Genomic DNA, 13,132 nt, shown 5'->3' with positions numbered 1-13,132 from the left:
CGGTGGCCGTACTGACCAGGGCCGCAACAAGCGCCAGAACGGCAACTAAGATCGCTGCTACGGAGCCACGGAATCGGCGGGTTCGCATCTACAATCACGTCCTTTCAGGATGAATCTGGTTGGCCTGAACAGGCGCATGGCCATTCGTGGCGCCCGTGGACGCGTGGCTGGCGGAGCGGCCCACCGGAGTGCGATCCTGGTGAGGCACACCGATGGGCCCCAAGCCGACCGGCGGATGGAACCGGGGCACGAACTCGTCGACCGGCGGACCGAAACCGAAGTAGTGGGCCAGCGCCGCAACGCTGCGCCGTGCTGCACCGCCGTCGCCGTACGGGTTCACCGCTTCCGCCATCGCCGCGTACGCAGCCGGCTCATCGAGGAGCCGACCGACGCTGTCGACGATGCGGCGGGGGTCCGTGCCGACCAGTGCCACCGTCCCGGCATCCACGCCCTCGGGCCGTTCGGTGTTGTCCCGCATGACAAGCACCGGTTTTCCGAGGCTCGGCGCCTCTTCCTGGACTCCCCCGCTGTCGGTGAGCACGATGGTGGCGCGACTCATCAGGTGGGCGAAGGCGGTGTAGTCGGCCGGATCGGAGACGACCACGTTCGTCAGGCCGCTGACGGCGGGCATGATCGCCTCACGCACGGTCGGGTTCCGATGAATCGGAAAAACGATCAGAAGATCTGGCCGCTCCGTCGCGAGCTGCGCGAGCGCCTTTCCGATATCGCGCATCGGCTCGCCCCAGGATTCCCGCCGGTGGGCGGTGACAAGGAGCACGGGACGGTCACCGGAAGCGTTGCGCTCTAACTCCGCCAACAACGGGTCGTCGTTCGGCATAGGCTCCTTGACGACCCAGAGCAAAGAGTCGATCACGGTGTTGCCGACGACGAAGACCGTGTCCGGCTTGACGCCCTCCGCGAGGAGATTGTCGCGACTGGTGGGGGTGGGCGCCAGATGCAGGTCGGCGAGCTGGGTGGTCAACCGGCGGTTGATCTCTTCCGGGAACGGCGAGGTGGGGTCGTTCGTACGCAGGCCCGCTTCCAGATGCGCGACGGGAACCCCCAGGTAGAAGGCGGCGAGCGCGCCCGTGAAGGTCGTGGTCGTATCCCCCTGGACGATCACGATGTGCGGTTGCACCTGCGTGATCGTCGCCTCCAGACCGCCTAGCGACCGGGTGGTGACCCCGGCGAGTGTCTGGCCCTGCTGGAGGACGTCGAGATCGACGTCGGGAACGATGCCGAACAGGTTGTTGACCTGGTCGAGCATGCTCCGGTGCTGGCCGGTGACGGCGACGACGGGACGGAAAAACGGCGAGGCCGCCAGTTCGCGAACCACCGGCGCCATCTTGATTGCTTCTGGGCGGGTGCCGTAGACCACCAGGACGGTACGGTCTGGCCCGCTATCGGGACGGGTCGATATTTTTGTGGCCATAACATGTCCTTTCGTCGGTCCTTGTCCGTGTCGGGTCAGGGATGCGTGTCGGGTCAGGGATGACGGGATCGGCGGGGGAGAGTCATGAGCGCGGGCGGGCAGACGGGGGGTCCGTACCGATGTGGATCCGACGGAATTCCACGTCGGAGTCCTCGCAGTACAGACCCACAGCTCCGGTGAAGTAGGGGCGTTCCGGGTCAACGAGATCAGCGATCAGGGCGCCGTCGACGGCAACGGTGATTCTGCTTCCAGCCTGGGTGATCCCGATCGTGTGCCAGGTCGCGGTCGTCGTGCGCGGCATCTCGCCGCTGGCGAGGAACCGCTGCCCGCCGGGATAGGCCGGATCCTGTTTGCTGATCTCCCAGCCATTGGTTTTCAGGGCTAATGCATAGAAATGACTCCCATCGGTGTAATGCCACAGAACCCAGCCGACTTCCCAGGGCTGCGGCCCGGGCGTACGCAGCTGGCGCACGGTACGTAACTGGGTGGTGACGGTTATGTCGGTGTAGTGGTCAGCACTGACCACCAGCGCCGCATGGGTCGCGCCGGGTCCCGCCGCCGACTTCGGGGCCAGCGAGATCACCTCGTCGTCACCGGTCGGGCCTGCGGTCGGACCGGTGATCTGGCCATAGCCGTCGAAGAGCGCGAGCCAGGTGCCATGGCGGCTGCCGTCCACCCAGCGGACCATCGCGCCGCCCTCCTGGAACAGGCCGGTGAGCCGCCACATCCCCAGCAGCCCGATCAGGGCGAGCAGACTGACCAGTGCGATGCACGCGAGAACGGCCAGCCGGACGAGCAGGCCGGATCCGCCGCCGGCCGGCTGACGCCCCCGGCTTATGCCGGCGCCGCCGGGCGGATCAGCGGGCAGCAACGGTCGCACCGAGGTCATCCATCGACGGGCACCGGCTCGCCGGTGTGCTCCTGCGATGGCGCCAGACCGACGTCTTCGCTGGTCACCATGGTCGCCGTCACCGCGGATGCACTCGCCGCCGCTGTCAGGGCCGGTGCAGCCAGGTGTTCCTCCGGACTGCGGGCGGTCTTGTGCCAGCTGTTGCGGCCGCCGAGCATCCGGGCGATCGCCCACCAACCGGCGACGAACCAGACCAGGGCATACAGGATGTAGAGATGGGAATAGCCGATCAACCGCAGGACACCGAATCCGGAGCTCGGCTCCTGCCTGCGATAGACCAGCGCGCAGATCATCGCCGGAACAGCAGCCATCAGGTAGGCACCGGCGAACAGACTCGGATCGGGGCTGGGCCCACCGGCGAACCAGTCGGCCAGGACGGCCGCGGTCGAGCATCCGAACGCGAGTGTGAGCAGGGACGCCAATAAGATCAATAGCGGGCTCGACAGATGGAACAGCATGTCGGGCAGACTGCGGATCCGCGCTTCGCGAATCACCCTCGGTATCAGCCGCCATGACTGCAGGTGCCCTTGGAACCATCGGGAGCGCTGGCGCAGCAGCCGACGAAGCCTCACCACGCCCTGCTGGTGGACGTCGGCCTGCGAGCAGAACCGGTTGCGCCAACCCGCGAGCAGCAACCTGACCCCGAGATCGAGGTCCTCGGTCAAACTGTGCGTCCACGGCTCGTCGCCGAGTGACCGCAGTGCTGAGAGCCGCACGAACTGGCCATTACCACCCAGCCCCACGTTGTCGACATGAGCCCGACCGCGCTGGAAGATGTCCGTGTAGATCACGAACTCCATGTCCTGCATACGGGCGAGCAGGTTGCCATGACGGTTGTTGATGCGGACGCCGGTCTGGACGCCGGCAGTACGCGGGTCGCTGAAGTACGACGCGACGACGTCGACGGCATGGGAATCAAGGCGTCCGTCCGCGTCGACGACAACGACGATCACGTTGTTCGGATCGCGGGCGGCGACCTCGTCGCGAGCGGCGAGGTGGGCGATGGCGGCGTTCAGGGCCGCGCCCTTGCCGGACCGGGCATTGGGCAGATCACGCCGCAGCAGCCACCGGCGCTCGTCGTGGACCCCGCGCACGATGCTGGACGTAGCGTCATCCGAACCGTCGTCGACCACCAGGACCCGGATGTCGTCTCGTGCGGTGGCCAGCAAGCGCCGCAGACTCGCCCCGATCACCGCCTCCTCGTTGAGGCAGGGCATGACGAACACGTAGAACAGCCCGGTGGGCACTGCCTCAGGAGGCTGCTGGCGGGTGCGAGACAGCGACAGCATCGTCACCAGGTAGAGGAAACCCATGACGATCAACCCGGCAGCGAGCAACCACGCGGCATCGAGCCCGTCGCCGAGCAACGACACCGCAGACATGCCGCGCGCCTGCCCCGGTGGCTGTGCCTGCCCCGGTGACTGTGCCTGCGCGGTCGCCGGAACGGCCAGGTAGCAGGCAACGGGCAGGAGGAGGACCACCCGCCACAGCACCGGACCCCCCGACAGCCGGGACCGCAGCACCCGGGACCCCGACACCCGGGACCAGGTCGGACCGGGTCTGGCCGGCGACCGGCGGCCGTGACTCTCCGCTGATCGTAACGCGAAACTACGGAGAAATTCCGTGGAAATCTTAGCTTTCCGTACACGGCACGGCCGGCTCATCGGCTGACCCGTCGTCCGGCTGGTCGACCGATGCTCCCGGTCGCGGTGACACGCTCGGCCGACGTATGCCTGAGACGGCCGCGGACGCGCAGGAGGAGGGCCAGAAGAATACACGCCACACCGGTGGCGAGATACAGCACGAATGCCAGACCGACAACGTCGGTCAACACGCCGGACAGCATGTCGAAAACCTTAGAAGTAGCACTTCCGCTTAACGCGTGATCGGCCGCACGCGATTCGAACATAGATTCTCCATCAAGGCATACATGCCCAGGTCTCCAATGGCGTGCAGCATTGCCTGATGCCCCTGACCTGCGCTGTTGACGCTCGCCAGCAACGACAGAGAGGTGCCCGACCAGCCTGGAAAGAACGCGAAAAAAGGCGACTCACGTCACCCGTCCATTCCGATGATCGCGGTGTCACTCACGCCTTGAGGTGTAGCCGGCTCACTATAACAGCAGCGAGATTCCCCGGACCGCCGCTGTCACACGGGTCGTACGATCTAACTCATCCCCCCTGGACCTGACCTCCCGAGCACTCGCCGAGGCGGTGGCGACACCATCGACCGTCTAGCGGAGAACGGCGCCCCTTCGACCCCGCTGTTCGCAGAACAGCGTTGCATGAAATTCCGCTGTGCGCAAAGGGCGTTCCGAAACCTCTGCGTCATCCCGCCGGTACATCAGGACCAACTATCACGCAGAGTCACTATCGAGTCGCCTATAGGTCACCACGCACGGCAATACATTGATCAATTTCCGTGCACACGAGAGGTTACCCGCCACCCGCGACACACCCTCTGAGCAGGTAGAACAACGCGCTTGAAAACATTGCGTACATCTCTGACAACCGATTGTCAGCAAGCAGCCATGGGCGCTGCGAAAAAAATCGATAACGCAAAGTAATATGTGAGGAATACTCCCGCCGTCGGCGGCCTGCATCCGTTGAAAAACCCTGAGGAGGGACCGCATTCTATATGACTCGCGCTATATCTACAATAAGAAAACCAATGAAAAACTTATGAAAAACTTGACGACGATGGACATGGACGGGATCCGATGCACACCGTCACCATGGAATCACTCCACATTCTCAGGAGCAACATCAACAGACATGGCATCGCGCAGGCGGTCAGCGTCGGTGTCGGCCAGGGTCAGGTGCCGGCGCGCCTCGTCCAGGCTGACAAGCCGGTAACTGGCCGTCGCCGTGGCCATCGTCGCGCCATCGAGGTCGAGGATCTCGGCCGCAGCATGGGTGAGGCCGACTCCGGTCTGCTCCACACGCGATGGTCGCATCCGGGCTACGCAGTCATACGTCCTCCCGACGAACAAAGGTGAGACGTAACGCACCTTCATTGCCGTAGTGAACGCGGTGAGGCCTGCCTGGAGGACGATCAGATTACCCATGATCTCATCGCAGACCACTCCGACCAGGCCACCGTGCACGACCCCGGGGTAGGACTCGTGCGCCCGCCCGAAGGAGAAGCGAGCCTGCATGCCCTCGGGATGAGTCCGGAACTGCAGTTGCAGGCCCTGATCATTGTGCGGCGAACACCCGAAACACCGGTAGTCCGACAGCACCGACCAGGGAACCTCGACCGGCCCCCCCGGACGCTCCCCACCAGGATCCTGTCCACCGGTCGGGATCGCCTCTACTCGCCCGACTGCGTCGGGACGATATGCATTCACCGTGGTGTCGGCGGTCGGCATCCTGAGATCTCCCTCGTTCGGCCTGGCGTCGTCGACCTGAACTCCCTTTTTCTAGTCGAATCCGCGGTACGGGGCAGTGACAATCCCCCGACCCGATCAGGCGATCAGGCCCGACAATGGACGAGCCGACACCCCCGGCTTCCCTGCGACGTCAGCCGGCCGCGTCACCGGCCCCAGCGCGGCGGCGGACCAGTAGCCGGCGGCGGAGCATGACGACCGCGGCAATCACCCAGACCACGCCCAGAACGATCACGAGATTGCGCTCGTAGGCCAGCGGGTCGACCGACGGGTTGTCGGGCTTGCGGCCATACCCCCGCCACAGGGGCAACGACACCAACGCGACCGAGCCGCTTACGATCAGCGCTGCCTGCATCACGGCCCGATACGGTGCCGGGATCAACCTTGTCAGCACGAGACCGATCACGGCCAGCGCCGGGACCAGCAGGGCGTCGTGGACGGCGATGGCCGCCAATCCCCAACCGAGCGCGTACGGCGGATTGACCGCAAGGTGCGCGTCCAACGCCCCGAGCACCCCGACGACGACCATGGCAATGCCACCGCCGACAAGCAGGGCACGGGCAGCCAGTGCCGCCACGCGCCGCACCGGTATCCGTTCAGCCGCTGCCCGTTCAGCCGGCGCCCGGCGCCCGGTGGACTCACTCATAGCATCACCACCCGGTGCACCCATTTGGTCTGCAGGACACCCGGTCGGTTCGGGGCGATCAAACGGACCGGATAGCCGTGGTCAAGCGCCAGCGGCTCGCCGCGGAGCCCGGTGGCCAGCAGGGTGAGCGGGTCCCGGGCGTGCGGTGGACGCACCTCGCTCATGCTGTAGAGGCTGCCGCTCTCCAGCGACTCGACCCGCACCGTGGCATCGTGCGGAATGCCGGCCCGATCCAGTAGCTGCGGCAGCGCAACCCCCGACCAGGTGGCATCCGCGCTCCACCCCTCAACGCAGGTGATCGGCAGGTGGGACGTGGCCTGGGGAAACGCGGCCAGGTCGGCCAAGCTCAACCGCAGCGGCCGGGGGCCGACGACCTCCAGGCGGTATCCGGGGTCACGCGCCACGGTGGCGACCCCGGCCGCGGCTGCGGTGCGGTTGACCGGCAGGTTCTGTGGTCCGACCGTCGGCTTGCGTGGGGCCAGCAGATCCAACTCTGACAGACCGGGCACCGCCTGACCGGCGGTGACCACCGTGATCACCCCAGCGGCCGCACCGACCGCTCCGACGAAGCCGCGTCGGGACAACCCGTCACCGTCGGGTTCCGGCGAGCTGCGCCGCACCGGTACGCCGCCCGGTTCGAGATCGCCGCCGTCAGGATCGAAACCTTCGAGGGTGACGTCTACGAGGGTGACGTCTACGAGGGCGACACCTGTGAGGGCGACGCCTTCGAGGGCGACATCGTGGAGCCTGCCGCGTCCGACGTTGGCGCGCACCACCGTCAGCTTCGCCGCCACGTGCACGAGCAGCGCGCCGATCGTCACCCACGCGGCCCAGTAGTGGGCGACCGTGAAGAAGAAATGGAACGGGTACCACTGGGCGATGTTCGCGATCCCGGTGGAGAGCTGGAACAGCGCACCGCCGATGAGCACGATGATCGAGATCCGCTCCAACGCGTGTGCGACCGTGCGGACCGGCGGCCACTCCCACAGCCGCGGGTAGACCGTCCACAGTTTCGCCAGCAGCAGCGGTACGCTCGCCAACCCGGTCGCCACGTGCAGGCCCTGGGTGAACCGGTAGAACCACACCGGCCGGGACGGCCACGAGAACCACGACGGTGGATGTTGCATGAAATGTGATACCAGACCGGTGGCAAAGCACGTCCCGAAGGCGATACCGAGCCAGATCCCGAGCAGCGAGGCCACTCTCGGGTCATGCAACCGGCTGGTGAACCGGCCCTCGCGCAGCGGTCCACGCCGCAGGGTCTCCGGCGGCGATGGCAGCGGGCGGGTGAGGGGGTTCATATCTTCAACGTAGGACCGCCGGCCGCCACCAGACACCCGCCACGGATTACAGGACGAGGACGGCGGCAGCCCGCGCCCTCCGGCGTGCCGCAACGGCCTGGTTCGCCCCTCACTGGTGCGGCGGAGGATCCGCCAGCTGCGGCCGGATCTGGTCGACCACGACCAGGGCGATGAGCCCGACGGTGAGCACAATCAGCACGAGCAGGCCGTAGACGTGGGCGGCGAGCGGCACGGCCGCGAGCAACACCACCACCGCGGCCATCTGCGGCCAGCTCGGTCGGTGGCCGATGCGGGCCGCGCACGCCATCAGGCCGAGCAGATAGAGCGCCGGACCGCCGAGCGTCACCAGAGCACCGGCCGTGTGCAGCTCGCCGCCGGGATGCACGATCACCAGCTCGACGCCGACCGCCGTCAACACGATCCCGGCGATGATGGGTAGGTGCAGGTAGGTGTAGACGTCACGGCCGATCTGGCCCGACTCGTCCGCCGCGCTCCGGCTGATCCGCCGGGCGACCGATCCGGCGACCTGGCCGAAGTACAGCCACCACAGGGCAGTCGACGTCAAAAATGCAAACCCGAGCGTAACGACGACTGAGCCGCGCAGCCCCGCATCGGAGGCGGTCACCCCGGCCAGCACGATGCTCTCGCCGAGCGCAATGATCACAAAAAGCTGAAAGCGCTCGGCGAAGTGGCTGCCCTCGACCTCCCACTGGCTCATCGGGGTGGGCCCGGCACGAGGCACCCAGAACCGGGCCAGCGGCGCCGCGAGGTCCAGCGCCAGCGCGGCAACCCAGAGCAGCCAGCGCGGCTCACCGGACAGTATCCCGCCAACCACCCACAGTGGGGCTGAAAGGACGCTCCAGGCAAGAATCTGCCGGAAGTTCTCGTTGAACGCCCCCGGCGGGGTCACCCATACGACGAACGTGTTTCGACCGATCTGCAACGCTGTGTAGCTGGCCGCGAAGAGCGGGGCGAGGTCGACGGAGCCTTCGGGGATCGCCACGGCCATCAGGAAGCTGGCTAGCATCACGTAGATCAGGACGAGTCGGACCGGCACCGTCTCCGGGTCGAACCAGTTGGCCATCCAGGTCGTGTAATTCCAGGCCCAGTAAACGGCGACGAGGAAGAAGGCCGCCTGCGCCGCGCCGATCCAGCTCAGATCCGCCAGCAGGTGGTGGGATATCCGGGTCACCGCGAAGACGTAGACGAGGTCGAAGTACAGCTCGAAGAAGGTCGCGCGTTGTTCCCCGCCACTCCGGCCGCGGATGTAAGGAATATCCGGAATAACGGAACGTGTCCGTTCCGCCGCACCAGGTTGCCTGACCGTACCCGTACCTGGACCCATACCTGAGCATAAGAGCGCCCGGCGACAACACTGACAAGGATGGTCGGCATGCCAGCGCATGAGACCGCACCCCGCAGGCAGCGTGAGCCGGCCGCATGGCCCACGTCTGTCGCCATCACAGTCGCCCTCGCGGTTGTGGTCGCGACTGTCCTCGGCGGGTGCAGCGGCGGTACCCACGCCGGCGACCAGGGCGACCGCGGCGCCCCAGTCGGCCCGAGCGGCCCGAGCGGCCCGAGCGGCCCGGACGACCAGGACGGCCGGACCACCGGACGAGATGCACCCACCGGGGTGAGCGCCGAGTTCGACGTCCGGGCCGAGAACGCGAAGCCCGGTGCCGACTGCGGGCTGGCCCGTCTCGGCTATAACCACGCGGTGGAGGGCTGGCTCGACCACACCAGCATCCGGTCCGGAGACGAACTGCGTCTGTTCGCGTCGACGACCGCGGCCACACTCACGGCCTCCGTCTTCCGGATCGGCTGGTACGGCGGACGAACCTGCCGGCTGGTCACCGAGGTCGGTCCGCTACCCGGTCGGGTGCAGGCCCCCGCCGCGCGCGACCCGAAAACCAGCACCGTGAGCACGTCCTGGGTGCCGACCACGGCGTTCAACACGAGCAGCTGGCCGCCTGGCGCGTATCTGATGCGCCTGGACAACTCGGACGGATTCCAGACCTACGTTCCGTTGACCGTCCGCAACCCGACGACATCGGGACGGGTGGTGATGCTCGCGGCGGTGACAACCTGGCAGGCATACAACGCGTGGGGTGGATACAGCCTTTACCACGGCCCGAAGGGATTCAACGACCGGGCCCGGGTCGTCTCGTTCGACCGACCGTACGACTATGGCGACGGCGCCGCGGACTTCACCGGAAACGAAGCCCCGGTCATCATCCTCGCGGAGAAACTCGGCCTGCCCGTCGCCTATGCGACGGATATCGACCTCCACGGCGATCCAGCGTTGTTGGACGGCGCCCGTGCGGTTGTGTCCATGGGGCATGACGAGTACTATTCACCCGCGATGCGGGACGCGTTGACGCGAGCCCGCGACCACGGGGTGAATCTGGCTTTCCTGGGCGCAAACGCGGTGTTCCGACGAATTCGCCTTGGACCGACCGCGGTCGGGCCGGACCGGCTGGAAACCGGTTACAAGGTCGCGGCCGAGGATCCGTTGAACGGTGTCGACGACGCCGCCGTCACCGCGAACTGGCCGTCTCCACCCAAGGCGAGTCCGGAGAGCACGCTCACCGGTGGCATGTACCAGTGCAACCCGGTCCATGCCGACCTCGTGGTCCGCGACCCTGGGCACTGGCTGTTCGCCGGAACCGGGTTGAGCGCGGGCAGCCGTATTCCGGGAATGATCGGATCCGAGTACGACCGGGTCGACCTCACCTATCCGACACCGTCGCGGATCGAGGTTCTCGCACATTCACCGGTGCTCTGTCATGGCCGGCCCGACCATTCCGACGTCAGTTACTACACCGCCGACTCGGGCGCGGGCGTGTTCGACGCCGGTACCAGCGCGTGGGTGTGCGGCGTAACCGATGTGTGCGGGTCCGGCGCGGCCGGACCCGTGGTACAGAACTTCGTCACCACCGTCACCACCACGATGCTGACCACATTTGCGCAGGGCCCGGCCGGGCAACGACATCCCGGCGCCCGATCCGTGCCGGGTGACGACACCGGCGGCGGCGGGAATCCGGGCGGCGAACGGTAGCCCGGCAAGCCCCCGCAGGACGCAAGCGGGTGGCCAGGGCAACCGGGGCGGACAGGTCACCGGGGACGAACTGCACCTGTTCGCGTCCACGACCGCGGCCAGGCTCAATGCCTCTGTCTTCCGGATCGGCTGGTACGGCAGGCGACTTCAATGTGCAGATGGGGAGGTAAGGTGTGTCGACGTGGTGATCAGAGAGCTGTCGCAGGCGCGTACCGGCTGCGGAGCTCGCGCTTGAGGACCTTGCCGGTGATGTTTTTGGGAAGTTCGGCAACCACATGGATCTTCCGAGGGCTCTTGTAACCGGCAAGCTGCGCCCGACAGGTCCTGAGGATGTCCTCGGGGTCCACGTGTGCACCGGACCGGAGAACAATCACAGCTACCACACTCTCCCCCCATACCGGGTCGGGAACACCGATGACGGCGGCTTCCGACACGGCCTCATGCTTATGGAGGACCTGCTCCACCTGCGTGGAGTACACGTTCTGTCCACCAGTTATGATCATATCTTTGATGCGGTCGACGAGATAAACGTATCCTTCTTTATCCACGGTCGCCACGTCACCGGTGTGCAGCCACCCATCGGTGAACGCGGCGGCGGTGGCCTTTTCGTCGTTCCAATAACCACTGGTAACCAGATCACCGCGAATGACCAGCTCACCGGGGGTGCCGGCGGGGCATCGCCGCATCTGCTCATCCATGACCGCGACGGCGGTCAGCGGCAACGGCCGGCCACAGGACTCCAACAGTTGCTCCTGACCCGACAGCGCACGAACATGGTCCTCAGGACTGAGAGCCGTCACCCATCCGGTTGACTCGGTCTGGCCGAAGCCGGTCACCAAAACCGGTCCCAGCCGGTCCGCCAAAGCGCGGGCAGTGCTCGTGGGCATGGCCATCCCGCCGTATCCCAGTCGGCGGATGGAGGACAGGTCGGCCGTGTCATAGCCCGGATACCGGAGCACGAAAGCCGCCATCGTCGGCGCCAGCGAAGTGATCGTGATTCGATGTTCCGCCACCAGTTCCAGGAACGCGCTCGGCTCAAACGCGGGCATCAGGACAGTCGGCACCCCGCACAGGTGGTAGGTGGGGACCTGAAACGCGGAAACATGGCACATGGGGAAGGTCATCAGCATCCGGTCACGCTCCGTCGGCGAGACCGCGAGCATCATTGTCATGGCCGCTGTGATGATTCCACGATGGGTGATCATCGCCCCCTTGGGGCTCCCGGTCGTACCGCTCGTATAAACCAGCCATGCCGTGTCGGAATCTGACACTTCCACCTGAGGACGGGTGGGTGAGGCCGATGCGACCAGCTCCTCGTAGGAGGAGCCGCGGCCGTCCGATGGACCACCAATTACAAACATGTGTTCGATAGCTGGGACGTCGCCGAGCACGGGCCGGAGTTCGTCGACGAACTCCCGGTCGACAATCAGCACCCGGGCGCCGGCCGCAGCTATGATCTCAGCCCATTCCCTGGGATGGATCCGGTAGTTGAGCAGGGTGAGTACCATGCCGGCGGTCGGTACACCGTAGAGAGCCTCGACATAGGCGGGCACATTGCGAGCCAGGATCGCGATCCGGTCTCCCGGCGATGCGATCCGGGAAAGGCCGTCCGCCAGCCGTAACGAGTCCGCATGCAGGTCCGCAAATGTCCGTCGCTCGTTCCCCGTGACCAGCGCCACCCGTTCCGGCCAGTTCGCGGCTGCCAGTGACAATATGTCGCCCATCAGCATTCGTCTGTCGCCTCCACCCGCCTGGAAAGGGTTATCAAGGGCAGTACCTCGTGCGTGATGCGTTCCGCGTTGCGGAGGGACTCGCCGAGATCCGCACCGCTCGTCTGAAAGATCATGTGGCGTGCCCCCGCATCCACGTATGCCTGCACCCGTGCGGCAACCTGTTCCGGGGTACCTGCGGCGGTCACGCGGTGGATGAGTCCGCGCAGGTCCCGTGACCAGACTGAGCCGAACATCTGCGCCATGTCGGCGTAGGCATCCTCGGGCCGGTCCGCTACACCGATGAACAGAAACTGGAACCATTCGAAGCTGTCGAGCTTACGTCCGATGGCGTCGGCCTGGGCGCGAACCGTCCGGACCGTTTCGGCGTACCGGTCCGCAGACAACAGATAGGGCATCCATCCGTCGCCGATGGTCGCGGCTCGCCGCATCGCCGGCGCCTTCGTTCCCGCTATCGGTATCCGTGGACCACCGGGCTGGACGGGCGGCGGGGAGATCTGCACGCCCTGGAACGGGTAATGCGGGCCGGCCCCATCGACCGCTTCGCCGGTCCACAGGTCCCGTAAGACGCGAATCTGTTCGTCGACCCGGTAGCCGCGGCCGGCGACCGGCACACCGCAGGCATCAAACTCCTGCGGATATTCCCCACCGACCCCCACCCCCAACG

General features: G+C 66.3%; 11 protein-coding genes. 1 reads left to right on the top strand and 10 read right to left on the bottom strand.

Going from position 1 to position 13,132, the window contains the following annotated elements:
- Nucleotides 1-94: 94 nt before the first annotated feature.
- The 8 genes from wecB to U9978_RS04405 form a co-directional block, all read right to left on the bottom strand.
- Nucleotides 95-1,432, bottom strand: a complete 1,338-nt coding sequence (wecB, locus tag U9978_RS04440; RefSeq protein WP_322759746.1) for a non-hydrolyzing UDP-N-acetylglucosamine 2-epimerase — start codon at nucleotides 1,430-1,432, stop codon at nucleotides 95-97.
- A gap of 82 nt (nucleotides 1,433-1,514) precedes the next feature.
- On the bottom strand, nucleotides 1,515-2,321 hold the full coding sequence (locus tag U9978_RS04435; protein WP_322759745.1) for a family 16 glycoside hydrolase: 807 nt from the start codon (nucleotides 2,319-2,321) through the stop codon (nucleotides 1,515-1,517).
- Entirely contained in the window at nucleotides 2,318-3,880 is a 1,563-nt protein-coding gene (locus U9978_RS04430) for a glycosyltransferase family 2 protein (RefSeq protein WP_322759744.1), read from the bottom strand. The genes U9978_RS04435 and U9978_RS04430 overlap by 4 nt, the downstream gene beginning before the upstream one ends.
- Before the next feature lie 122 nt (nucleotides 3,881-4,002).
- Entirely contained in the window at nucleotides 4,003-4,188 is a 186-nt protein-coding gene (locus tag U9978_RS04425; RefSeq protein ID WP_322759743.1) for a hypothetical protein, read from the bottom strand.
- Between the two features lie 894 nt (nucleotides 4,189-5,082).
- A complete protein-coding gene (locus U9978_RS04420) occupies nucleotides 5,083-5,712 on the bottom strand; it encodes a hotdog domain-containing protein (RefSeq protein ID WP_322759742.1) in 630 nt (209 codons plus the stop codon).
- Nucleotides 5,713-5,863: 151 nt separating this feature from the next.
- Nucleotides 5,864-6,376: a hypothetical protein gene (locus U9978_RS04415; protein ID WP_322759741.1), complete on the bottom strand. Its 513-nt coding sequence runs from the start codon at nucleotides 6,374-6,376 to the stop codon at nucleotides 5,864-5,866.
- Entirely contained in the window at nucleotides 6,373-7,677 is a 1,305-nt protein-coding gene (locus tag U9978_RS04410) for a molybdopterin-dependent oxidoreductase (RefSeq protein WP_322759740.1), read from the bottom strand. Before U9978_RS04410 ends, U9978_RS04415 begins: the two co-directional genes overlap by 4 nt.
- Nucleotides 7,678-7,786: 109 nt before the next feature.
- Complete coding sequence (locus tag U9978_RS04405; RefSeq protein WP_322759739.1) at nucleotides 7,787-9,022, bottom strand: low temperature requirement protein A; 1,236 nt, start codon at nucleotides 9,020-9,022, stop codon at nucleotides 7,787-7,789.
- A 48-nt stretch (nucleotides 9,023-9,070) separates the two neighbouring features.
- On the opposite strand from U9978_RS04405, the gene U9978_RS04400 reads away from it, so the two are divergent.
- A complete protein-coding gene (locus U9978_RS04400) occupies nucleotides 9,071-10,735 on the top strand; it encodes a N,N-dimethylformamidase beta subunit family domain-containing protein (protein WP_322759738.1) in 1,665 nt (554 codons plus the stop codon).
- Nucleotides 10,736-10,923: 188 nt separating this feature from the next.
- On the opposite strand, the gene U9978_RS04395 is transcribed toward U9978_RS04400, so the two are convergent.
- Together U9978_RS04395 and U9978_RS04390 are read right to left on the bottom strand one after the other, a co-directional pair.
- The gene (locus tag U9978_RS04395; protein ID WP_322759737.1) at nucleotides 10,924-12,459 is read right to left on the bottom strand and encodes a long-chain-fatty-acid--CoA ligase; all 1,536 of its coding nucleotides are present in this window, start codon (nucleotides 12,457-12,459) and stop codon (nucleotides 10,924-10,926) included.
- Nucleotides 12,459-13,132 (bottom strand): LLM class flavin-dependent oxidoreductase (locus U9978_RS04390; protein ID WP_322759736.1); only part of this gene is annotated, 674 nt, incomplete at its 5' end. The genes U9978_RS04395 and U9978_RS04390, both read right to left, overlap by 1 nt.

It is taken from the genome of Protofrankia sp. Cr2 (assembly GCF_963555885.1).
GTDB lineage: Bacteria > Actinomycetota > Actinomycetes > Frankiales > Frankiaceae > Protofrankia.
Note: the sequence above shows the minus strand (reverse complement) of the source record. Positions and strands in the feature narration are given on the sequence as shown.